21 protein-coding genes are annotated in these 23,266 nt (G+C 49.8%); 11 read left to right on the top strand and 10 right to left on the bottom strand.

Annotated features, from left to right (window positions below):
- Window positions 1-152: 152 nt before the first annotated feature.
- On the top strand, window positions 153-962 hold the full coding sequence (proC, locus tag QMN38_RS10100; protein WP_048212460.1) for a pyrroline-5-carboxylate reductase: 810 nt from the start codon (window positions 153-155) through the stop codon (window positions 960-962).
- Window positions 963-976: 14 nt separating this feature from the next.
- On the opposite strand, the gene adrA is transcribed toward proC, so the two are convergent.
- The 5 genes from adrA to QMN38_RS10075 form a co-directional block, all read right to left on the bottom strand.
- Window positions 977-2,092, bottom strand: a complete 1,116-nt coding sequence (gene adrA / locus QMN38_RS10095; RefSeq protein ID WP_137384661.1) for a diguanylate cyclase AdrA — start codon at window positions 2,090-2,092, stop codon at window positions 977-979.
- Window positions 2,093-2,183: 91 nt separating this feature from the next.
- Complete coding sequence (gene psiF / locus QMN38_RS10090; protein WP_048212462.1) at window positions 2,184-2,504, bottom strand: phosphate starvation-inducible protein PsiF; 321 nt, start codon at window positions 2,502-2,504, stop codon at window positions 2,184-2,186.
- Between the two features lie 147 nt (window positions 2,505-2,651).
- Window positions 2,652-4,067: an alkaline phosphatase gene (gene phoA, locus QMN38_RS10085; RefSeq protein WP_323604995.1), complete on the bottom strand. Its 1,416-nt coding sequence runs from the start codon at window positions 4,065-4,067 to the stop codon at window positions 2,652-2,654.
- Window positions 4,068-4,171: 104 nt separating this feature from the next.
- On the bottom strand, window positions 4,172-4,414 hold the full coding sequence (locus tag QMN38_RS10080; protein WP_271441109.1) for a sigma-S stabilization anti-adapter protein IraP: 243 nt from the start codon (window positions 4,412-4,414) through the stop codon (window positions 4,172-4,174).
- A 248-nt stretch (window positions 4,415-4,662) separates the two neighbouring features.
- Complete coding sequence (locus QMN38_RS10075; RefSeq protein ID WP_323604994.1) at window positions 4,663-5,859, bottom strand: multidrug efflux MFS transporter; 1,197 nt, start codon at window positions 5,857-5,859, stop codon at window positions 4,663-4,665.
- A 301-nt stretch (window positions 5,860-6,160) separates the two neighbouring features.
- Between QMN38_RS10075 and ddlA the strand changes: the two genes are divergently transcribed.
- Window positions 6,161-7,255, top strand: coding sequence for a D-alanine--D-alanine ligase (gene ddlA / locus QMN38_RS10070; protein ID WP_271441110.1), 1,095 nt, complete (start codon window positions 6,161-6,163; stop codon window positions 7,253-7,255).
- A gap of 22 nt (window positions 7,256-7,277) precedes the next feature.
- Here the strand turns inward: ddlA and QMN38_RS10065 are convergent, their stop codons facing one another.
- Window positions 7,278-7,499 carry a DUF2754 domain-containing protein gene (locus QMN38_RS10065; protein ID WP_137384665.1) on the bottom strand — a complete coding sequence of 74 codons (222 nt, stop codon included), beginning with the start codon at window positions 7,497-7,499 and terminating at the stop codon, window positions 7,278-7,280.
- A 263-nt stretch (window positions 7,500-7,762) separates the two neighbouring features.
- On the opposite strand from QMN38_RS10065, the gene QMN38_RS10060 reads away from it, so the two are divergent.
- Entirely contained in the window at window positions 7,763-8,086 is a 324-nt protein-coding gene (locus tag QMN38_RS10060; protein ID WP_323604993.1) for a YaiY family protein, read from the top strand.
- Here QMN38_RS10060 and QMN38_RS10055 read toward each other — a convergent pair.
- Both QMN38_RS10055 and sbmA read right to left on the bottom strand, forming a co-directional pair.
- Window positions 8,071-9,174 (bottom strand): DUF1615 domain-containing protein, encoded by a 1,104-nt coding sequence (locus QMN38_RS10055; protein ID WP_323604992.1) that lies wholly within the window; start codon window positions 9,172-9,174, stop codon window positions 8,071-8,073. The genes QMN38_RS10060 and QMN38_RS10055 overlap by 16 nt on opposite strands.
- A gap of 14 nt (window positions 9,175-9,188) precedes the next feature.
- Window positions 9,189-10,409 (bottom strand): peptide antibiotic transporter SbmA, encoded by a 1,221-nt coding sequence (gene sbmA, locus QMN38_RS10050; RefSeq protein ID WP_040232769.1) that lies wholly within the window; start codon window positions 10,407-10,409, stop codon window positions 9,189-9,191.
- Window positions 10,410-10,790: 381 nt separating this feature from the next.
- On the opposite strand from sbmA, the gene ampH reads away from it, so the two are divergent.
- Window positions 10,791-11,948 carry a D-alanyl-D-alanine-carboxypeptidase/endopeptidase AmpH gene (gene ampH / locus QMN38_RS10045; RefSeq protein WP_271441112.1) on the top strand — a complete coding sequence of 386 codons (1,158 nt, stop codon included), beginning with the start codon at window positions 10,791-10,793 and terminating at the stop codon, window positions 11,946-11,948.
- 1 nt (window position 11,949) lies between these two features.
- Here ampH and iprA read toward each other — a convergent pair whose 3' ends face one another.
- Window positions 11,950-12,573, bottom strand: a complete 624-nt coding sequence (iprA, locus tag QMN38_RS10040; RefSeq protein ID WP_323604991.1) for a hydrogen peroxide resistance inhibitor IprA — start codon at window positions 12,571-12,573, stop codon at window positions 11,950-11,952.
- A gap of 125 nt (window positions 12,574-12,698) precedes the next feature.
- Entirely contained in the window at window positions 12,699-15,620 is a 2,922-nt protein-coding gene (gene ehaB, locus QMN38_RS10035) for an autotransporter adhesin EhaB (protein ID WP_323604990.1), read from the bottom strand.
- Between the two features lie 498 nt (window positions 15,621-16,118).
- On the opposite strand from ehaB, the gene hemB reads away from it, so the two are divergent.
- The 7 genes from hemB (at window position 16,119) to QMN38_RS10000 (ending at window position 23,188) form a co-directional block, all read left to right on the top strand.
- Window positions 16,119-17,093, top strand: a complete 975-nt coding sequence (gene hemB / locus QMN38_RS10030; protein WP_323604989.1) for a porphobilinogen synthase — start codon at window positions 16,119-16,121, stop codon at window positions 17,091-17,093.
- 496 nt (window positions 17,094-17,589) lie between these two features.
- Entirely contained in the window at window positions 17,590-18,231 is a 642-nt protein-coding gene (locus QMN38_RS10025) for a PIG-L deacetylase family protein (protein ID WP_271441116.1), read from the top strand.
- Window positions 18,232-18,235: 4 nt separating this feature from the next.
- Complete coding sequence (locus tag QMN38_RS10020) at window positions 18,236-19,432, top strand: glycosyltransferase family 2 protein (RefSeq protein WP_323604988.1); 1,197 nt, start codon at window positions 18,236-18,238, stop codon at window positions 19,430-19,432.
- Window positions 19,371-20,000, top strand: coding sequence for an LbetaH domain-containing protein (locus QMN38_RS10015; RefSeq protein WP_323604987.1), 630 nt, complete (start codon window positions 19,371-19,373; stop codon window positions 19,998-20,000). The genes QMN38_RS10020 and QMN38_RS10015 overlap by 62 nt, the downstream gene beginning before the upstream one ends.
- Window positions 19,997-20,779 (top strand): YaiO family outer membrane beta-barrel protein, encoded by a 783-nt coding sequence (locus QMN38_RS10010; protein ID WP_323605053.1) that lies wholly within the window; start codon window positions 19,997-19,999, stop codon window positions 20,777-20,779. The genes QMN38_RS10015 and QMN38_RS10010 overlap by 4 nt, the downstream gene beginning before the upstream one ends.
- Before the next feature lie 238 nt (window positions 20,780-21,017).
- Window positions 21,018-21,647 (top strand): response regulator transcription factor, encoded by a 630-nt coding sequence (locus tag QMN38_RS10005; RefSeq protein WP_271449953.1) that lies wholly within the window; start codon window positions 21,018-21,020, stop codon window positions 21,645-21,647.
- Window positions 21,647-23,188 (top strand): MASE1 domain-containing sensor histidine kinase, encoded by a 1,542-nt coding sequence (locus QMN38_RS10000; protein WP_323604986.1) that lies wholly within the window; start codon window positions 21,647-21,649, stop codon window positions 23,186-23,188. Before QMN38_RS10005 ends, QMN38_RS10000 begins: the two co-directional genes overlap by 1 nt.
- Window positions 23,189-23,266: the final 78 nt, after the last annotated feature.

The following is a 23,266-nucleotide window of genomic DNA, read 5'->3' as shown; positions in this document are numbered from 1 at the left end:
GTGCTTTTACTTTCAGGCAAAGCGCTGTTTCTCCTTCTGAACGCCTTCATTCCGCGCTAAGCTTAGCTTTCCCAGATTTACCCTAAATAATTCAAGTGAATTGAAGAATAACGGGTATAAAACAATGAATATCACGCATAGGGAGTGACAAGATGGACAAGAAAATTGGTTTTATCGGCTGCGGTAATATGGGTAAAGCGATTCTTGGCGGCCTGATCGCCAGCGGCCAGGTACTCCCCGGACAAATCTGGGTCTATACCCCCTCTCCCGATAAAGTCGCAGCACTGCACGATCAGTACGGCATAAATGCGGCGCAGTCCGCACAAGAAGTCGCGCAGATCGCAGATATTGTCTTTGGCGCCGTGAAGCCTGGTATCATGATTAAGGTGCTGAGTGAAATCACCTCCAGCCTGAACAAAGATTCCCTGGTGGTATCCATTGCAGCGGGCGTCACTCTCGATCAGCTCGCCCGCGCACTGGGTCATGACCGTAAAATTATCCGCGCAATGCCTAACACGCCGTCACTGGTCAATGCAGGAATGACGTCCGTCACCCCAAATGCGCTGGTAACACCGGAAGATACTGCTGATGTGTTAAATATTTTCCGCTGCTTTGGCGAAGCCGAAGTCATTGCAGAATCGATGATTCACCCGGTCGTTGGCGTCAGCGGTTCAGCCCCGGCATATGTGTTTATGTTTATCGAAGCCATGGCGGATGCCGCCGTTCAGGGCGGCATGCCACGCGCACAAGCCTATAAATTCGCGGCACAGGCGGTCATGGGATCGGCGAAGATGGTACTGGAAACGGGTAAACATCCCGGAGAACTGAAAGATATGGTGTGCTCGCCTGGCGGAACCACCATTGAGGCAGTGCGCGTCCTCGAAGAACGCGGCTTCCGTTCGTCAGTCATCGAAGCGATGGTTAAGTGCATGGAACAATCAGAGAAACTCAGCAAATCCTGAGTGCAAGTCGGACGTCAGGCCGCCGCTTCAGTACGGTTACGTCCGGCATTCTTTGCTTTGTAAAGCGCCATATCCGCTGACTTCAACCATTCCCGATAGTGCTCTGTTTCAGAAGTCAGCGGAGCAACACCGACGCTAATCCGCAGGGCTACTTGCGGAGCACAGGACAAGCGTAACTGGCTAAGTCTTTCATGGACGCGCGACATCGCCGCGATTGCGCTGGCTGCAGGTGTACCGCACATAATTACCGCAAACTCATCACCACCAAAACGCCCAATCACATCACTGCCGCGCAGCGTCATTTGCAACTGACGCGTCAGCGCAACAATCGCCTGATCCCCAACGTCATGACCCCAGGTATCATTGATGCTCTTAAAATGGTCGATATCGATAATAAGCAGCGTGGCATCACGTTGCTGACGACGGCAATTATCAAATTCATTGCGCAGCAGTAGCTCCCAATGACGCCGATTATAAACTCCGGTCATTCCATCCCGCGTACTCATTACCTGCAAGCGGCGTTTATGCTCCGCCAATTTGATCACCGTCTGGTAGCTAACCCAGGCAAACAGCAGCGGATAAATCACCAGTACCGGCAGCGACAACAGCACGCTCAGTTGCGTACTGCTAAACACGACCGGAATATCCGTTAACTGTAGCGTCACCAGGCATGAAACCACCATCAACACGACGCCAGCGATGAATAATCGCACCCCACCTGCGCCCATCAGGTTGATGCAGATAATCATCAGCAGCGCCGTGGATGGCAGCAGGTTTGCCCCCATGATCCCCACCCACATGCCAGCGAGGATCGCATCGGCCTTAATATTCGTAAATTCACTGTACAGCGGATCTTCCGCTTTGCTCGCCAACTGCCACGCCAGGTGTGGCCAGACAAACGCCCATCCCACCAGTAATAGCCACCAACCTCCGGTTATGGGTTGCGAGACTAATACCGACGCGATGGGGAAAAACATTCCCCCCAGCCCGACTGCGCGAGGCAGTCTTATCCGTCGGGCAAATCGCAGACCGGAACGTTGGTGGTCGTTTTGATGAAGCGATATAAATGCTTCATTCGGTACGGCCTTCTTTTGATAAAAGTTTTCATCATTCATCGTATTTGGGAATATTCTGAAACAAATTTCCCAAATTATAGAAAGGGGTCTGGTGGCGGAAGTATGATATTTCGGGTGAGCGATTTTATCCGCTCACCCGTATGTATTACGCAGCTTTTTTCAGGCAAGCGCTCATAAATTTTTTACGATCATCGCCTTTCAGTGACTGCTCTGTTGCCTGAACGTTGCATTCACGCATTTTCTGCTGCTGCGGCGTCAGACTCTTTTCATCAGGCGCAGACTTACTGTTTTTCAGGCAATCACTCATATATGTCTTCCGGGCATCCCCTTTTAAGGTCTGCGCCGTCGCCTGCTGGTTGCAGGTGGTCATACGCTGTTGTTGCGGGGTTAACGTCTTCTCGGCAGCGCCGACAGTAGTTAAGAAAACCAGGCCAAATAATAGGGTAACGAGCAATGTTATTTTCATAGCACCATCCTGTTGTGAGTATTCACTCTACACGTCACCTTTCAAGCGACCTCGATGTTGGCTGCTTGAAGGATGACGTGTAGTAAGTCTGGTTGCTGACGCAGAAATAGCCACCTCATTTTTAAAATTAAGTGACCAAATAGCAGGTTACTTCAGCCCTAACGCCGCTTTCATCGTGTAAAACAGGTCGGTCTGGTCGGTCAGGCCAACCACATTCGCCGCATGCGGGCCATAGGCAGCAATACGCAGTTGGCTGCCGGTATGCTCCTGTGATTCCTCTTCCGAGTTACCATAGCTGATAACCATCACCGCGCCATCTTTGGTATTCAGCGCCTGAGTCAGGCCTGGGGCTTTGGCGTCTGGCGCAACAATCTGGCTGGCATGCGCGTGGTCAGCGGTCACGACGACCAGCGTGTTGCCGTCTTTCTTCGCGAAGGCCAGCGCGCGCTGTACGGCTTCATCCAGATCGACCGTTTCACCAATCTGACCGCACGGGTTTGCGGCGTGATCCTGCTTATCGATGGACGCGCCTTCTACCTGCAGGAAAAAGCCTTTTTCATTCTTGCTCAATAGCTCAATCGCTTTATCCGTCATCTGGGCAAGCGTTGGCACCGTGTCGTTACGTTTTGGATTTGGCGTACAGGTCACGACTGGCTTATCAAGATTACCGTGGTAAGACGCTTTTGGCCCTTCCCAGCGTACCGGCATGTTGCCGTCAGAGAACAAGCCTAACAGCGGTTTATCCTGATTCGCTTCGGTAATGGCTGCCAGCGTCGCGGTATCACTGACCATCTGATAACCACGAGTTTGAGCCTGTTCACGCAGCGTTTTACCCTGCCACTCGCCCGCTGCAGCAGTCTCAGCAAAGGTTTTTGCCCCGCCGCCCAGCGTAACATCAGCACGGGCATTCAATAATTGCTCGGTGATTGACCCTTTACCGCCTTTTTCCAGCGCATTCGTCGGGCATTTCTCAGCGGTGACGCTCGGACCGTAACATTTACGCGACGTCACATGCGCAACCAGCGCGGCGGGGGTGGCATCCTGCAATTCAGCAGTGGATACGTTGCCTGTCGCCAGACCGGCAGCTTTAGCCATTTCCAGAATAGTGGCGTGATCTTTTTCGTGAATATCAACGCCCAGCGCACCATTATATGTTTTAACCCCGGTCGTCCATGCCGTCGCAGAAGCTGCAGAATCGGTCACATAGTCAGGTTTACCCGTTTTTTTATCCAACGCGTAGTGCGTGTATTGTCCGGTCAGGGGTAACGCATCAATACCTTTAAAAAAACCACCCGCGCCTTCAGCATAATTTCGCGCAGCGGTAATTTCCGAGTCCCCCATACCATCGCCGATCAATAAAATAATATTTTTGGCTGGTTTATCGCTCAGAGAATCTCGTAGTGCTGCCGTTTGATCAGTCGTTAATCGACGTGCGCCACCCGGAGTGGTGATATCTCCCTGTGCGGCACGATTATCCATAACCACTACGGTAGATGTTTCTGCATAAATAACCGAGGTAAACAGCAAGGGTAACAGGGCAATAGCGAGCGCGCTTTGTTTCACTTTATTTTCTCCATGTACAAATACGGTAAAATTAAAACAAAGCGACTATAAGTATTTGATGTGACACTTTTATGATAATTCGTGGATCAGTATCTGCAGATATCTCAACACGTTTTGGGTAAGTTCTCGCCAGCACTTTGCATCGTCGTTAGAAATGCGGGCATTTGACTTACCCCTGCCAGCGCACCTTCTATTTGACGAATCAGTGTTTGCTGCTCATTTGCTGCCATGTTGCGCAGCATTTCCATGATGACCCGCTCTAACGTTGCGACTTGTGCGGCCAGGTCTTGCGACTCTTCTTCTTTTTGGGCGAGCTTAAGTAACAACTCAGTGATGAGATTTTTCATTTTCGTATTCCCTTAACCAAATAAAGGCCACGTTATCACTAAGACTCACAACTTCCTAGAGGATGAAAGTTGTATTTATTGCAGAAATAAAACGTTTTGCGAAAACAATCACAACACAAAATAAGGGGGAATGACGCTTTCTGCAGAATAATTCAATATAAAAGGGTAAGGAGATTAATAGTCACCCAGATATATAATCTTCAATTATGGATTAACAACGCGGGCAACCCGCGTTGTTAATCCCCTATTCAGCGAGCGAGACGCCGGCGTCGCAACGCGATAGCAAGTTGCCAGATATTAATAAGCACAATGCTCGCGGTAGCGATAAAGACCCAGCGGAAACCCGCCATTGCCGATACGGTTGCACCCATCAAGGGTCCAGCGACGTTTCCAAGGTACATAAACGACTGGTTATACCCAAATATGCGCCCGGTAATCTGCTCGCTGGAGTATTTCACTAAGAGCGTTTGCACCGCAGGCAGCATTGCACCATCGGCAAAGCCGAGCAGAAAACGTAATATCCCTAATTGCAACGGAGTGGTAACCCATGACATGGCGAAAAACAGCACCACGGCGAAGATAAGCGTTGCCATGAGAATCCGTTCAGTACCAATTCTGTCCCCCAGTTTTCCAAGACGTGGTGCTGAAATCAAAGCGGATATGCCAGGAACAGAGGCAATCAACCCGCTGAGAAAAGCGATATTTGAGCTATCTGGCACCATCGATTTGATAAACAGCGCCAAAATGGGGCCAATAGAGCCGTTACACAGTTGAATCACCATGGTGGTAAAAAACAGGCTAATGACCAGCGCGGGATACGGTAACGAAGCAAAAACAGCTTTTCCGCTTAAACGCTCGCTTTTTTTAATCGTCGGACGGACACCCTCTTTAATTAAGAACAGTGTGACCAAAAAACTCACCACCAACAGCGCGGCGGTAATGCAGAATACCGCACGTAAGCCAACATGGTCAGCAATAAAACCGCCCATCAGCGGCCCGCCAATCACCCCACTAATTTGCGCCGTGGAGAGCGTGCTCAACGCCCAGCCACTACGCTCGCGCGGGACTTGCGACGCCACCAACGCCATCGCATTAGGAATATATCCCGACGTTAACCCCATCACTCCTCGCAGCAGAAAAAGCTGCCAGACGTTCGTTGCAAATGCCTGCAGCAAAATGGCAATGGCCATGCCCAGCGAGGCCCGTAACAGCATCAGCTTACGCCCTTTACGGTCAGCTAAACTGCCCCACATCGGTGAAACAATGGCAGAAATAAGAAACGTGACGCTAAACGTTAGCCCGGACCACATTGAGAGCGCTTCGTGCGAGGTGACTCCCAGTTGGGAGATATAGAGCGGTAGAAAAGGCAGGATTTGGCTGATCGCCAGTCCGGTGAAAAAGCAACCGAACCACACGGAAATAAGGTTAACTCTCCAGGATTCCATAAGGACTCATAACGGTAAGTAGCTGAAAACTGCGAGCAGCTTAACAAATTACGCCTGCAAACGAGGGTCCAGAGGTGCGATGTTTCACAGTTTAGTATTTTATCTCCCCGCTCATCATATTTGTGATATTCATCACATCAAGCCCACATTATACGCAGGGGATTATGCTTCGAACATGGCCTGTAGATTTGTGCGTATTCATTCCCAGGGAATCCACCAAAACAATCTGCCAGAAGCCGAGGAATCCTGCGTTTTGTCGTGGTAATGTATGTGCTTTGCATTCAAGGAATGGGTTTTTAAGATGGCAAAGTTGCGAGTAGGAATCGTATTTGGTGGTAAATCAGCGGAACATGAAGTGTCATTGCAATCGGCAAAAAATATTGTCGATGCCATCGACAAGACTCGCTTTGACGTTGTGCTGTTAGGTATTGATAAACAAGGGCAGTGGCACGTGAGCGATGCCAGCAACTATCTGCTCAACGCTGACGATCCGGCACGCATTGCGTTGCGTCCTTCCGCGACCAGTCTGGCGCAGGTACCGGGTAAACAAGAACAGCAACTGATCGATGCTCAAAACGGTCAGCCACTGCCTACGGTCGATGTTATTTTCCCTATCGTGCACGGCACGCTGGGTGAAGATGGTTCACTGCAAGGCATGCTGCGCGTGGCAAATTTACCGTTCGTCGGTTCTGATGTGCTGGGCTCTGCGGCCTGCATGGATAAAGACGTCACCAAACGTCTGCTGCGCGATGCCGGATTAAACATCGCGCCATTTATTACGCTCACCCGCGCCAATCGCAATGCCATCAGCTTTGCTGAGGTCGAATCGCGTCTGGGCCTGCCGCTGTTTGTGAAGCCAGCCAATCAGGGATCATCCGTTGGCGTCAGCAAAGTCACCAGCGAAGCGCAATACGACCAGGCTGTAGCACTGGCGTTTGAGTTCGATCATAAAGTGGTGGTGGAACAAGGGATCAAAGGCCGCGAGATCGAATGTGCGGTACTGGGAAACGATCACCCGCAGGCCAGCACCTGTGGCGAGATCGTCCTGAACAGCGATTTCTACGCCTACGACACCAAATATATTGACGATAACGGGGCCAAAGTCGTGGTTCCGGCGGCAATTGCGCCAGAAATTAACGACAAGATCCGTGAGATCGCTATTCAGGCCTACCAGACGCTGGGTTGCGCCGGGATGGCGCGGGTGGATGTGTTCCTGACCGCAGAGAATGATGTGGTGATCAACGAGATCAACACGCTGCCAGGCTTTACCAACATCAGTATGTATCCCAAACTGTGGCAGGCCAGCGGCTTAGGCTATACCGATCTGATCACTCGTCTGATCGAGCTGGCGCTGGAGCGCCACGCTGCCGATAGCGCGCTGAAAACCAGCATGTAAAAACAGACAGGATGCCCGATAACTATTGGGCATCCTTGACGTCTTCATCCTCATCGACACGACGGCGAATAATAAGTCCCGCGAGCCAAAAGCTAATCACCCACGTAACCAGCCCCACCGCATAGGTTTGCCATCCTTTCGCTTCAAACCCCAATAATCCCACCACGCCATTCAAAATAAAGATCAGCCCAATGGCAAACGCGTAATAGTGCCAGTCGCGGCGAATTTTTACAGGCAGGTTCATAACAACTCCGGTGGAAGTACATCGTTGAGCAGCATCCTCGCACATTTCCCTGTGGGCGTCTGTGTCCTGTGCGGAAATTCTGAAATGTGAGTTAATTTAACTTAAGGTTACATATTTGTGACGCTCAACAAAAAACCAAAATCCAGGAATAATCTCTACCTGAAATTACCATCATTCTGATATTGACAATCCCGATCACCTGTCAGACTCACTGTCAGTTACTGGTATGGCATCGACAACGCAGGATATTTCTGGAGGTCCCTATGGCTGATTTTACGCTCTCAAAATCCCTGTTTAAGGGCAAGCATCGAGATACCTCCTCTCTGCCCGGCAACATTGCGTATGCCGTTTTTGTGCTGTTTTGCTTCTGGGCCGGGGCTCAGGTTTTAAATCTGTTAGCCCATGCGCCCGGTATCTATGAAGAACTGATGCAGCTACAGATGCAAGAGACCGGACGCCCACGCGTTGAAATTGGCTTAGGCGTCGGCACCCTGTTTGGACTGATTCCCTTCCTCACTGGCGGCCTTATCCTTGGCGTTATCGCGGCGGTAATGCGCTGGCGCCATCGTCATCACAACAATGACTGACCCATACACTTCGCCCGACGATCGTCCACGCGTTTAGCAAACCATGCCGTGGTCAAATTACGCGTAATCTTCGGGCTTTCCAGTTGAATACCTGGCAGCATTTCCCGTGGTAACGCTTTTCCTGCCTTCGCTTCCGCCAGCTTATACATCTTCTCGTACAGCGCCGTCTCCTCAAAAGCCAGGCTGTCGCCTTTTTGCAACTGACGATGGATATCGCTCTCACTCATCCCCAGCTTCCCGGCAAGCTTGCGTACTGCCAGCTCCGTTTTGCCCGGTTCTTTGCTGTTGTAGAGAATCAAATCCCCATCCAACGCCAGCTTCACACCACTGGCTTTGCTGACGGCATTCTGAAACGCTGCATTACGGCTGGCGTACCATCCCGCATTAAAATCCGCGAAACGGAAGATGGGTGCGCTATAGTTCGCCGGGTAATTCAGCAAGTGATACGTGCCAAACCAGAGTCCGCCGCGCAGGGTGAAGACCTCCTGACGTACCGTTCCTTCCATTTTCCACGGATACCCGGAAGTATGCTGTTCGGCAAACGCAATGCTGACCTGCATCGGTCCCCCGGTATGCACCGGGTTGAGCGAACCAAACAACGTCTGCCCCATCGGCACCATATTAATGAAATCATCAAAAATGGCGCTAAGCTGCTTTTCCGTCTTCACTGAATCCAGACGCTCGCTGTAGCTTTTCCCATTTGGCGAGTTAATCTTCAGTGCGGTATGAACCAAAAACACCGGGATATGCATACGCTCGGCGCGACGGTCAATCTCTTTCCAGGCTATTTTACTTAAATTCGGGACAACCGGATCGGCCTGATAGTTGGACTCCTGCTGCGCCACCGCCAGCACCGAACAGATATTTTCGACCGTCGGTGCCAGCTTCTGACTGGCAAACGTTTTCGCCAGGTCCTGCGCCCACGCGTCCCGGTCTTTCACACTGGCAGGCATTTTCTGGCGCACCACGCTCGCCACATCGACGGCTTTCTCCCCTTTTTTTAACGGCTGCGCGGGTTGGCTACTACATCCCACCAACACCAATGCGGCCAGAGCAGACAAGGGGTAAAGACGGGAAACCGTCGACATAACATCTCCTTTTGTTAGCTAAGCGTATGGGTAACAGCCTGAATTTCCTGACCATCCAGTTCACGTTCGAAACTGCGCAGACGCTTATAGATAGACATCAGTTCAACCAGCGTCGTCCACGAATTAATCAAATACTGGAACGAGCCGCGTACCTGACCAAACACGTTGGTGATTTGCGTCATCAGACCGAGCGTAATCGTACCGGCAACAATCGATGGAAACAGCAGGAACAAGCCGAAAACGTTATCAACCTGCAGGTAAAGAATACGGGCAATATTGAAGTACATATAGTGAAAATAGAGGCGAAAATAGTTTTGACGCACCGCGTGGAACAGCTCGCGAACCGTCGGCGGCGTCGCACGATTACCATCATCTTCACCGTACACCAGCTCTTTACGGTACGCCGCTTCCACCCGCTGATTTTTGAACTCCAGCCCAGGCAGTTTGATCCCCACCACGGCCAGCAGCCCGGTCCCCATCAACGACCAGACAATCGCGGCAATCACCAGACCGTAGGGAATATGTCCAACAATCGGCAGATCCGGGACATGCGCAGAGAGCGTAACCAGTACCGGCAGGAAGGCAATCAGCGTCATAATCGCGTTAATAAAACTCACGCCCATGTCTTCCAGCGTGGAAGCGAAACGCATGGTGTCTTCCTGCACACGCTGCGCCGCACCTTCGATATGACGCAGATGCTGCCAGTGCGCCATATAATGTTCGTTCATCGCGGTACGCCAGCGGAAGACGTAATGGCTGACGAAGAAGTTGTTCATCACGCCAATGACGACGGCTATCAGCGCAATCCCGAGAAAGATCCCTACTTCCTGATAGAACTGCTCAATCTTCACCTTATGCGGCGTGCTGAGCGCGGTTTGAATCAGGTCGTAGAACGGGGCATACCAGGCGTTGACGGCGACGCCGACTTCAACCAGAAACCAGGTAACGAAGATAATCAGCGAGGTACCGAGTATCGACCAGTACTGCCAGCGGTGCGGACTGTAGATAAACCAGAACAGCGCAAACACGCCAACGCACAGAATGTAGTACGCATAAAAAATCAGATAATCCAGCGACCAGAATCGCGCTGCGCTAATCGGTACATCCCCCGATGCGCCGGTAATCTGTGCAACCCAGGCTCCCCCACCAGCCTGCCAAAATACAACAGCGACCAGTGCCCAAATAAATGCCGAAATAAAGAACGGCCCCGGCTTTGGGAAAAAAGACTTAAACATAGTGCTCTCCTGCTAACTTCTTATCGTTATGACGACTGCTGTGCATTTGCCACGGTGGTTTACCACGACAAGACGGCTTACGCCCAAAAAACACAAGCTGAAACCGACAATTGTGACCAGAACCGACGCACTTAGTTCGCTATCTGGTTTTGTAGAATTGTTTCTGCGGTTTTCACACCGACAGCGTTCCGGCATGTTCAGATTATTACAGCGTGAGATCACAAAAGCGAACATCCACTCTCCGGGAAAAGCCCACGTTTACTCATCGTTACGTTTTTCCCACTATCATTGGCTGATAAGCGCTTTGCAATATGCCAACGAGTAGTATAAATACGCATACGCACGTCATCTTTTACTTCCTCTAACTCATGGACACCACCGTTGAAACGTAGTCTGCTTTTTTCTGCCGCGCTGTGTGCGGCGTCATTGACATCTGTCCAGGCGGCACAGCCTATAACCGATCCCGTCTTTGCCTCTGACATCGTCGACCGGTATGCCGATCATATTTTCTACGGCAGCGGAGCTACAGGGATGGCGCTTGTGGTGATTGATGGTAATCAGCGCGTGTTTCGTAGCTTTGGTGAAACGCGCCCCGGCAATAATGTTCACCCACAGTTGGATTCCGTCATTCGCATTGCGTCGTTGACCAAATTAATGACCAGCGAAATGTTAGTGAAATTACTCGATCAGGGCACGGTAAAACTCAACGATCCATTGAGTAAATATGCACCACCAGGCGCACGCGTTCCGACCTATCAGGGAACGCCTATCACGCTGGTGAATCTGGCGACGCACACCAGCGCACTGCCACGCGAGCAGCCTGGCGGCGCGGCAAAACGCCCGGTCTTTGTCTGGCCGACTCGCGAACAACGCTGGAGCTATCTCTCTACCGCAACGCTAAAAGCCGCACCAGGCTCGCAGGCATCCTATTCGAACCTGGCGTTTGACCTGCTGGCCGATGCGCTGGGAACCGCGTCCGGCAAACCTTATCCGCAGTTGTTTGAAGAGAAAATCACCCGACCACTCGGGATGAAAGACACCACCTTTACCCCGTCACCCGATCAGTGCGCACGCCTGATGGTCGCGGAAAAAGGCGCCAGCCCGTGTAACAATACGCTGGCGGCCATGGGCAGCGGCGGCGTCTATTCTACGCCGGGCGATATGATGCGCTGGATGCAGCAGTATCTCTCCTCTGATTTTTATCATCGTAGCCAGCAGGCCGACCGGATGCAGACGTTGATTTACCAGCGCACACAGTTAACCAAAGTAATTGGGATGGACGTTCCCGGCAAAGCCGATGCACTGGGTTTAGGCTGGGTCTATATGGCACCGAAGAATGGCCGTCCGGGGATTATTCAAAAAACAGGTGGCGGCGGTGGATTCATCACCTATATGGCCATGATCCCGCAGCAAAACGTGGGCGCCTTTGTCGTTGTGACCCGCTCCCCGCTGACCCGCTTTACCAATATGAGCGACGGAATCAACAATCTGGTGAGCGAACTGAGCGGCAACAAACCGCAAGTAATCCCTGCCTCCTGATTCAATACTCAAAAGGCAAACGGTTAATACTCACCAGTTTGCCTTTATTCATTTCAATATAACCACCTTTACGCAATGCCGCGAGGATCTCAGCAACCACTGAGCGTGAAATTCGTGTGCGTTGATGAATATAGTTCATTACACCAATACGCGAACGCAAAACGTCATCCCATTTCGTCATGGATATCAGCGTAGCGCGAATTTGATCGTAGGAATTATTGCCTATTAACTGCAGATCACGAAGCTCAAGTATACAGTGCTGCCAAGCCAACCAGCAAAAAGCTTCGCGCCAAAGCTGGCATTGCTCAATGATATTAATCGTTTTTGTAGCAGGAAGATGGTATCCCGTACAATGACTTTCGGTCATTATTCTGTATTGCACTTCTGTTTTCATAACACCATCAGAAATCCCCATAATAAATGGAGCCTGCGCGATGCCGACAAGAATATTCTCCCCTCTCCTCAAGGAAACCACACCACTTAAAATAATAAAGGTATCATCACTATTTATATCATTGGAATATATAACTTGTTTTTTATTATCACATTCGAAATGTTCACCATACTTAGATAAACACTTATCCAACTTCCCAAACTCCACAAGCGGCTTATTTGTAGATAACATTTTCGCATTCCTTGCAATAAATGCCCGTCAAATCCGTGACGGGCATTTATTGCAAGGAATGCCCGTCAAATCCGTGACGGGCATTATTACGAATAAATTACCTTATTTTATCTGCAATATAGTTCTTACCAGGTATATTTAACACCTACGTTTGCAGACCAGTCTTGATCAACATCGCCACCACCGAGGTAGTTAGCATCGGTGTACGCGCTGAAGTTTTTGGTAAAGCTGAACTGAGTACCCAGTCCAACACGTACCGCAGAACCTTCTACACCGTTGTCGATAGAGTCACCGTTTACGTCAGAATCGTTGTTAGAGTCGTCGTAAACGTAGGCCAGTTTGAAGTACGGAGTCAGCGCCTGGTCGTCGCTGTAGACGAAGGTATAGCCTGCATCTACACCCAGTTCGTAGCGCATGCTGTCATAAGACTGGCCGTCAACTTTCATGTCGTTGCTCAGCTTATAGTCATCACCAGACTGGAACAGACCGGATATGCTGCCGTAAGGCGTTACGTAACCTGCGTCACCCAGCTTCAGGTCATAACCCAGTTTCAAGCCAAAGCCCCAGGCATCAGAAGAGGTGCTGCCATCAACATACTGACCGTTGCTCATGTTGGCAGACAAATCGTTGTTGAAGTGAGAGTAGCTTAAGTTACCATCAACAAAGATGTTGTTGGCAAAGCGAGCAGAAGAGTAAATGTAGGCAGTCTGGCTGTCCTGATCCACCTGACCGGTACGGTCGCTCATATCACCTTTCGCGAAGCCTGCTGCTGCACCGACAATCCACTTAGCGTTGTTACCATCAATTTTGGAATCAACACCGACCATGATGCCATTAACATCCTGATCGTAGTTAATGGTGCCGTTATCCGCATCGAAGCTACCACCGAAGTAGCTTACCCATGCACCACCGTTGTCAACCAGACCATGACGTGCGTTAGTCAGACGAGTACCAACGGTATCTTGTTCCAGGTTCCAGATATTGGTGTTCGCAGACGGGATGCTCAGCGCCATGTTCGCGTAGTCTGTCAGTTCCATCTGCTGCAGAACAACGGTGTTACCCTGCTGCTGTGCCTGATAGGTGTAAGCACCCAGGTCAGCTTTGTTGGCTGCAGAGAAGGTCGCAGTGCTGTTCGTGTCGTTAACGTAGATCAGCTCGTTACCTTTGTAATCCGCAACAGAACCTGCGCCAGTCGCGTTATCAATGCGAACTTTATAGTTACCGGTTGCCGCCGCAACGTGGTCACCATAGTTATCAACTTCAGACTGATCGCCTGAGGTATCGGAATCGCCGTTACCGTTGATAGTCAGATGACCATCAGAGTTCATCGCGATCACGCCATAACCGTAGTTAGACTGAGATTTATCGTTAGTGCGATCGTTAGTCAGGTCAGCATTCAGCACATAGTCAGTACTGTTGATGTCGAAAACACCCGCGTTAACATGATTATAAGCGTCGGTGTAGCTGGTCAAATTCAGGGTATCAACCTGCAGCGCATTACCGGTACTGTTGCCCACATCCAGAACGCCGTTGTTAGTGACGTTAATGGTGTTTGCATAGAGCGCTGCATTACCCACGCTCCAACCAGCAGATACGTCATCAGCAATCGTTACAGTACTGTTGTCGATAGACAGAGTATCCGTTGCAACATGACCATCTTCATTGATGTTCAGTGCAGAACCACCAGTCAAGCCAATAGTGTCGGAGATCAGGGTAGAATCACCAACATTGACAACCGAACCACTGTTAATGCTCAGAGTATCAATCAACGACGTTTTGGTGGTATCCCACTGTGAAGCACCGTTCAGCGTGACATTGAACAGACCGCTCTGATAAACCTCATTACCTACCACATGACCATTTTCGTCATAAGAGGTCGTGTCGTTATCGATGCCGTAGGTTGAATCCGGCCACAGGCTGTTAGCGGTGATGTCTATCAGACTAGCTGTAGCTTCAGTACCCGCAGCATAGCTGTCATAAACACCGTCACCATCGGAGTCAACCTGGTGCACGGACATTGCCGCCCCCACCCACTTACTGCCATTGTTCAGGGTCAAATCCAGGCGGTCAGTACCATCCCAGCCGTTGGTATCCAGGTCTGCATCGGTATCACGGTAAGTATCAGCACCGTTCGGGAAGAAGTTTTCATCGAAATTGCTGGAGAACAGCACGTCGCCCATCAGTGTGGAATTGTTCAACGTGGCCGTCGTCTGCATCGCGTTATCCGCATTTGGGTTTGCAATAGCCGCTAATGCAATATCGTCAGCGGTATAAGAGCCGCTGTAGTCGCTTGCATTGCTGGTATTACCAAACCAGCCGGAGGTTCCTTCATCAGACCATGAACCAGAGGTTACAGTAGAATCGCTGACAGAGAGGGTGTTGTTAAACACTTCACCACTGTTTACGCCGGTGCTAACGGTATTATCGTCAATATCTGCCCACTCATAACCCTGAGTCAGGGTTATGCCAGCGACATGAGAGTTAGCGGAGATAGACAGATCAACTTCTTGATCCAGCGTGATAGCCGTACCCAGATTATAAACATCGACTACGTGCGAGTCAGCTGCGTCATTATACGTACCGTTGTAGGTATAATGTTCGTAGTTGTCATCAATCGTTGAATTAATAACGTTCATCGCCAGGCGATCGTAGTAATAGTCGGTACCCGTACGATTAGTACAATCCGTGGCCATACATTCGGATGTCACCATACCATGAATGGTACTGTTTTTAATCGTCAGGCTGTTGTTATTGCTGTTAGTAGACAACCCATCATCCAGGTAATAAGTCGAAATAACGCCGTTGACTGTGGCGTTATTGATTACCGGATAAATATCACCATTATAAATACTATCAGTGTCGTAATTATTCCAACCAACATACCCATCATAATAAACGCCATCAGCATATGAGACATCATTATAATGGGTGAACGTTGTGTACGTATTTCCAGAAATATCAGTTGAAGCATTTGCCTGAGAAGTAATTGCCAAAGTGCAGGCTAATGCTAATTGTGAGACTACCAGCTTCTTTTTCCAAGTGTGCATTTGTCATCCCTCCTCAGGGACGTAATATTGTTGATCCATCAATTATCAATGCAAATAAAAACATTTTATGTTTCACAGAAGCGATTATGCGGTTTCACAAAGGAAAGGTTCAATTACTCTTTAACTTAAGTCCGATTACAGACAATAGATAAGATCACCCACTAAATAATGGAAAAATGAAAAAACCATTTATTTTAAATGGTTACGTAGAAAACAAAGGGTAAAACCATACATTATTTTTATGATTAAATGATAAATACAGAATTAAAAAATATATTTAAAAGCGAGCTAAGTTACTAATCTAAACATTAAACAAATTGCCTCACAACACAATTAATCATAATAAAAATAGTAGATATCACGAAAAATACACACGATAAATAATATAAAGCACACATAGCACCGCCATAATCCCGACATAAAGCCAATTTTCGTAACCCCCCCGCCATCAGGTTCGGGTATACTACGGCCTTCGATTTCACAAACATCAGGCATACCATGACAGACCTAATCCAACGCCCTCGCCGCCTGCGCAAATCCCCTGCGCTGCGCGCTATGTTTGAAGAGACAACACTGAGCTTAAATGACCTGGTGTTGCCGATCTTTGTTGAAGAAGAACTCGACGATTACAAAGCCATCGAAGCCATGCCAGGCGTGATGCGCATTCCGGAAAAACATCTGGCACGCGAGATTGAACGCATTGCCAACGCCGGAATCCGTTCGGTGATGACCTTCGGTATCTCCCACCACACCGATGACACCGGCAGCGACGCCTGGAAAGAAGACGGTCTGGTGGCGCGCATGTCGCGTATCTGTAAGCAGACCGTACCGGAAATGATCGTCATGTCCGACACCTGTTTCTGTGAATACACCTCTCACGGTCACTGCGGCGTTCTGTGCGAGCACGGTGTTGATAACGACTTAACCCTTGCTAACCTCGGCAAACAGGCGGTCGTTGCCGCCGCAGCGGGCGCAGATTTCATCGCCCCTTCCGCCGCAATGGATGGCCAGGTACAGGCGATTCGCCAGGCGCTGGACGCTGCAGGCTTCACCGATACCGCGATCATGTCCTATTCCACCAAGTTTGCCTCTTCGTTCTACGGTCCGTTCCGTGAAGCCGCAGGCACTGCGCTGAAGGGCGATCGTAAAACCTATCAGATGAACCCGATGAACCGCCGCGAGGCAATCCGCGAATCATTGCTGGATGAAGCTCAGGGTGCAGACTGCCTGATGGTCAAACCGGCGGGTGCCTATCTGGATATCCTGCGCGATATCCGCGAGCGCACCGAGCTGCCGATTGGCGCTTATCAGGTCAGCGGTGAGTACGCGATGATCAAATTCGCGGCCATGGCCGGTGCTATAGATGAAGAGAAAGTAGTGGTGGAAAGCTTAGGCTCGATCAAACGCGCTGGCGCAGATCTGATCTTCAGCTACTTCGCACTGGATCTAGCTGAGAAAAAAATCCTGCGCTAACGTTTTTGTTCCATGCCGGGTGGAGTAAACCATCCGGCCTGTTATCGCCAGCCTAAAGACTCTAACGAGTAACAACGCTTAGCGTCTTGCTGTTTATGATTCATTCTGAAATTCAACATTACAACCAATATGAATTATTCGTAAATGAAGGCTAAAATGACATATGTATTCCATTCTTCTATTTGAAGGTATAGTTATAGTACAATTTAATAACTTCATCATCTAATTATAAAAAATCAATCACTCATAAAAATAAAACAAATAAAAAAGAAACTCATTCACTTTATTTATTGCTTAATAAAACACATCCTAACTTTCAATAAATATTGTTTCTTTTGACTCATTAAATTACATGCTGTAATATCTTTGTTGCGACAAACACACTAATCCATCCTGTCTTTCCAACAAGAGCTTTTAATATTTAAAAAACAGATATTGTGTTTATATTCATTGAACACCCGGATAACACTTTCATAGAAAAGTGAAGGATTTGATCATGGTTACATCATACCAAAAAGGGATATTAGCAATAGGTGCGCATCCGGACGATATTGAACTCGGATGTGGTGCCTCGTTATCCCGCTTAATAAAAGAAGGTTATCACGTTACTGCCGTCGTCATGACCGCAGGGGCTGAAGGGTGCGTTTTAAAAGCCGACCGACACGCAGAATCTCAATCGGCATTAACATCATTAGGTTGTCATCAGGTTTTTCAGTTTCATTTTGAGGACACACGAACACCATACTTTGTTGATACGATGATCAAATCACTTGAAGATGTCATCACAAATCACATTCCCGCACGAATAAACATCGTGCGAGCTTATACTATGCATGATTCTGACCGGCATCAGGATCATCGTGCGGTACATAAGGCTTCTATCGTTGCCTGCAGAAATATTCCCCAGGTTCTCGGTTATGAAACCCCCAGTACCTGGCTGACGTTTGTTCCCCAGGTTTTTGAAAACGTCAGTGAGAACTGTTTTATTCAAAAACTTCGTGCGCTTTCATTTCATCAAAGCCAGCAGCAACGTGATTATATGCGTACAGAACGTCTGCGTACCGTAGCCCAATTCCGAGGACAACAGGCCGGATGTGAATTATCTGAAGGTTTTGTTGTTCACAAAATGATTCTCTAATTATATGAAAACAATAATTTTTATTATGATGAGCCTGTGTATATTACTCTGGTTCCTCACAACCTTAAAACGAAAACCTAGTTTACGTAAAGACAGTATTGACGCCATTATTCCGGCCTATAACGAAGGCCCTTGTCTGGCACAATCACTGGAAAACTTGTTATTAAATCCCTATTTTCATCGCGTCATATGTGTAAACGATGGCTCCACGGATGATACCGAAGCCATTATGCACAAGGTGAAAGAAAAATGGGGCGCTCGCCTGATTACCGTGACGCAAAAGAATACCGGGAAAGGTGGTGCCTTAATGAATGGATTAAACTATGCCACCTGTGAGCAGGTTTTTTTAAGCGATGCTGACACCTATGTCCCTCCTGATGGTGACGGTATGGGATTCATGTTAGCGGAAATAGAAAATGGCGCCGATGCCGTTGGCGGAATCCCCTCAACACATCTGTCTGGTGCAGGGTTGCTGCCACATATCCGTGCAACAGTAAAACTTCCGATGATCATCATGAAGCGGACATTACAGCAGTTGCTCGGCGGCGCACCTTTTATTATCAGCGGAGCCTGCGGCATGTTTCGTACTGACGTGCTGCGCAAATTTGGTTTTTCCGATCGAACCAAAGTGGAGGATCTCGATTTAACCTGGACCCTGGTCGCAAATGGTTATTGTATCCGTCAGGCAAACCGCTGCATTGTTTATCCTCAGGAGTGCAATACCCTGGGCGATGAATGGAAACGATGGCGGCGCTGGATCGTGGGCTATGCCGTTTGCATGCGTCTGCATAAGTCACTCATCCTCAGCAGATTCGGCATCTTCAGCATACTCCCCATGGTGCTGGTCGTGTTGTATGGCGTAGCAACCTATTTCATTACATGGCAGCACATCACGCTCACTATTGGCTCACATGCGATTGTGCTTTCCTTGTTTCCCATTATTTGGGTTGGAGTGGTTTGCTCAATTGGAGCATTTAGTGCCTGGTATCACCGATGCTGGAAACTTATTTTTCTTGCGCCCTTTTCTGTTTTTTATGTACTTCTGGCTTATTTAATTTGGATTGTATATGGATTTATTGCCTTTTTTACTGGACGTGAACCCCTACGTGACAAACCCACACGCTATACCGCGGTGGTGGATGCGCCAAACAATTACGCCCACCCAGCTACCCACGGTGGTGAAGAGCTATCTAAAGCTTAACGAACAGAATAATAAATCCGTATCCATTGCCCCTGGCGTTGTTATTGATGAAAGCGCGGGAGCCGTGACGATCGGTGCTGGCAGTAAAATTTGTCATGGTGCGGTTATTCAGGGACCCGTTGTAATTGGTGCCGATTGCATTATTGGTAATTACGCCTTTATTCGACCGGGTTGCTTGATTGGCAATCAAGTGCGTATTGGCTATGGCACCGAAATCAAAAACGCAGTATTGGAATCGACGGCCACCATCGGTCCCCAATGCTTTATTTCTGATTCGGTTATTGGCAAAGGTGCTTACCTGGGCGCACAGGTAAGAACCAGCAATCATCGCCTCGATGGTAAAACCGTGCATGTCAGGCTGGACGATGAAGACATTGATACCGGCTGCGAAAAATTAGGGTGTTATATCGGTCCCGGCGCGCGGCTTGGTGTTCAGGTCATTATTTTACCAGGTCGATATATCGCAGCTGAAAGTACGATTGGCCCACGGATAACCATCGAGCAAAACCTGCCAAAAGGTAAATACATCCTCAAACAAGAGATCTCCTGTCTCGTAGGTGAAGAATAATGAAAAGGACTTTATTTGTATCGTTGATACTCGGCACGGCTTCTCTCCCGGCAAAAGCAACCGACCTGAAGCTGACAGCCGGATACGACTTTACTGATTATTCGGCAGGGCATGGCACCCGTAACGTCATGTTCAGCGAATTAAAGACGCAGATTGACAATGGTGCCGCGATTTTCAATATTTCCGAAGGCAGACGCGATTACGACAACGGTGAATCATGGAACGCGTTACGTGGCCGCGCGACCGTTTGGTATAACTGGAATCAGTGGTTATCAACAAAAACGGGTCTGGCAATTGCCGAAAACACCCCCGTTTTTGCCAGACGCGATGCTCAGCAGGATATCAGCGTAAAAGTTCTGCCTAAAACCATGTTTACCTTTGGTTATCGCTATGCCAACTACTTTGACGATACGGACGTTAATGCTTTTTCAGGCGGAATATCGCTGTATACCGGGCCGTTTATCACCTCATGGCGTTATACGCATTACGATACCGAAGATGCAGGGGGAAGCTATAGCCACATCGTTTCACTGCGTCTGAACGACCTGAACGGTAAAGGAAATACGCAGCTCTGGCTAAGCCGCGGAACGGGAGCCTATACCTATGACTGGTCACCTGACACCAAAAAAGGCACGTTAAAAAGCATCAGCCTGCGTCGCAATCAGCCGCTGACCGAGCAATTAACTCTCGGTCTAACCCTCGGCAAACAATGGTATGACACGCCGGTTGAGAGCTATCACAGCCAGCAAATTCTCGCCGATCTCACCTGGCAGTTTTAAATCTCTCCCCCGCGATGGGGGAGAATCAACCCCCAATGAAATAGCCATTATCTCGGCCCTCACGCCACCATCCGGCAATCAATGCCTGATGCGCTGCGCTTATCAGGCCTACACTCGCTACAACACCCGGCAAATTATTGCGATTTTGTTACATTCGTTACATAACTGCGCCTGGATGATTGCCAGCGTGGCGCTGGCAGGCATCATAGATATCCTTGTCAGGCAAGAGAGCAATATCATGATTCATGTTGTGCTGGTGGATGACCATGTGGTGGTGCGTTCCGGCTTTGCGCAATTACTCGGTCTTGAAGAGGATCTCGCCGTTATCGGCCAGTACAGCAGTGCGGCAGAGGCCTGGCCGGCATTACTGCGCGAGGACGTCAATGTCGCGGTCATGGATATCGCCATGCCGGATGAAAATGGTCTGAGTCTGCTAAAACGGCTCCGGGCGCAAAAACCCGGCTTTCGCGCCATTATTCTCAGTATTTATGACGCGCCGACGTTTGTACAAAGTGCGCTGGATGCCGGGGCCAGCGGTTATCTGACCAAACGCTGTGGACCGGAAGAGTTGGTACAGGCGGTGCGCTCAGTCGGCATGGGAGGCCATTACCTGTGCGCCGATGCGCTGCGGGCGTTACGCGGTGGTGAGCAACCTGCACAGGTGCTGGAGGTATTAACCCCGCGCGAACGCGAAGTGTTTGATCTGTTGGTCAAAGGTGACAGCGTGAAAGAGATCGCCTTTAAGCTCGACCTCAGCCATAAAACGGTCCACGTCCACCGCGCGAATGTGCTGGGCAAGCTGCAATGTCAAAGCACCATCGATCTGGTGCATTTTGCTCTCGACCACCAGTTGCTGACGGGGCATTAATGTCTCGCTCTGCTCGCCACTGGGTTATCTCTCTGTTTATTCTGCTGGCCTGGGGTTCGGGCTGGCTAATGCTGTGGACGTTAGGTTTTTACCTGACCCATAACGGTCAGCAGGCGGCATTATTTCTGCCGCACGGCGTGTATCTCGCGCTCTTGATCCTGTTGTCCCGCCGCTACTGGCCCGCGCTGGTATTGCCGCCAGTGTTGATCCTGTTCTGGCTGCACAACGAACAGTTACTCAATGGTTATCTTCTGCTGGCCGCACCGCTGATAAGCCTGATACCGGCCAGTATCGGTCAGTCATACTGGCACCGCTTCCCGCTCTACTGGCAGCGGCTCACCTTGTTGCTGGCTGCCGTGACGGTCACGTCGCTGCTCAATACCACGCTGCTGTCTCCCTTTATTCAAAGCCCGGCGATGTTGATTGGGCTGGCATCGTTTACCGGTGGCGTGCTGCTCACCCCGTTTGTTTATCTGATCTACGAATTTCTGCGCCAGCAACACCGCTATCATTTACTCGGTCTGGATACGACCAATCCACCGCTGCGCACTTCACTTATCATCTGGTGCAGCCTGTTCTTTATTATTGGTATTGGCACGCAGATGGTGCTCTCGCCAGACATCGAACGCCTGCTGCTGATTGTCGTGTTCCTGCCCAACGTGGTGATGGCATGGAAATTCGGCTGGCAGGGCGGCGTTTTGTCCGGACTGCTCGGCAGTATGATGATCACCATCGCCCGCCAGATAGGCGTGGGATTTAGCAACCTCGTCGAACTGGAGATTTTCCTCGCCACCCAGGCGCTGCTGGGCATAGGGCTGGGAATCGCCATCAGCCGCCAGCAGCATCTGGCGCAAAACCTGCACCATTATCGCCAGCGTCTGGAAAGCGAACTGGCGGCCCGCCGCGCGTTAACTGAACAACTGATCCGCACGGAAGAAAACACGCGCAAAAGCCTGGCGCGGGAACTGCATGATGAAATTGGCCAGAACATTACCGCCATTCAAATTCAGTCTCAGTTGGTTAAACGTTCGCAGGGTCCTGAGCAAGCGCTCGACGCGGCGAACCAAATCAACGATCTTGCCCGGCGTATCCACCACTCGACCCGCCAATTACTGCGCCAGCTACGCCCGCCCGCGCTTGACGAGCTGTCTTTTAAAGATGCGCTACACCATCTGGTCAATGAATTTGCCTTTGCCGAACGGGGTATTCACTGCCGGTTTGATTACCGACTGGCAAATACGCCTGAAAATGAAACGGTGCGCTTTACGCTGTACCGTCTGTTGCAGGAGTTACTCAATAATGTCTGTAAACATGCCGATGCCAGCGAGGTGTCGATTGCGCTGCGCCAACGGGATCGCTGCCTGTTGCTGGAAGTCACGGACAACGGCGTGGGCATTCTTCCTGAAAAAATTCCCGGCTTTGGTATCCAGGGGATGCGTGAACGGGTCAGCGCGCTCGGCGGCGAGCTGACCCTCGAGTCTCACCACGGCACGCGGGTAATTGTTAACCTGCCCACAAATTTGCAACAAACCGCCCTTTAACCAGGAAAAAGTCTTAGTCACTCCGGACTTTCTCTCATCCCCTTTTGCTTTCGCTTACCTATAGTCAGCACAAACGGA

This window comes from Citrobacter sp. R-1.5.2 (assembly GCF_035064245.1).
Classification (GTDB): Bacteria; Pseudomonadota; Gammaproteobacteria; order Enterobacterales; family Enterobacteriaceae; genus Citrobacter.
This window is presented reverse-complemented; position numbering and strand designations above follow the sequence as displayed.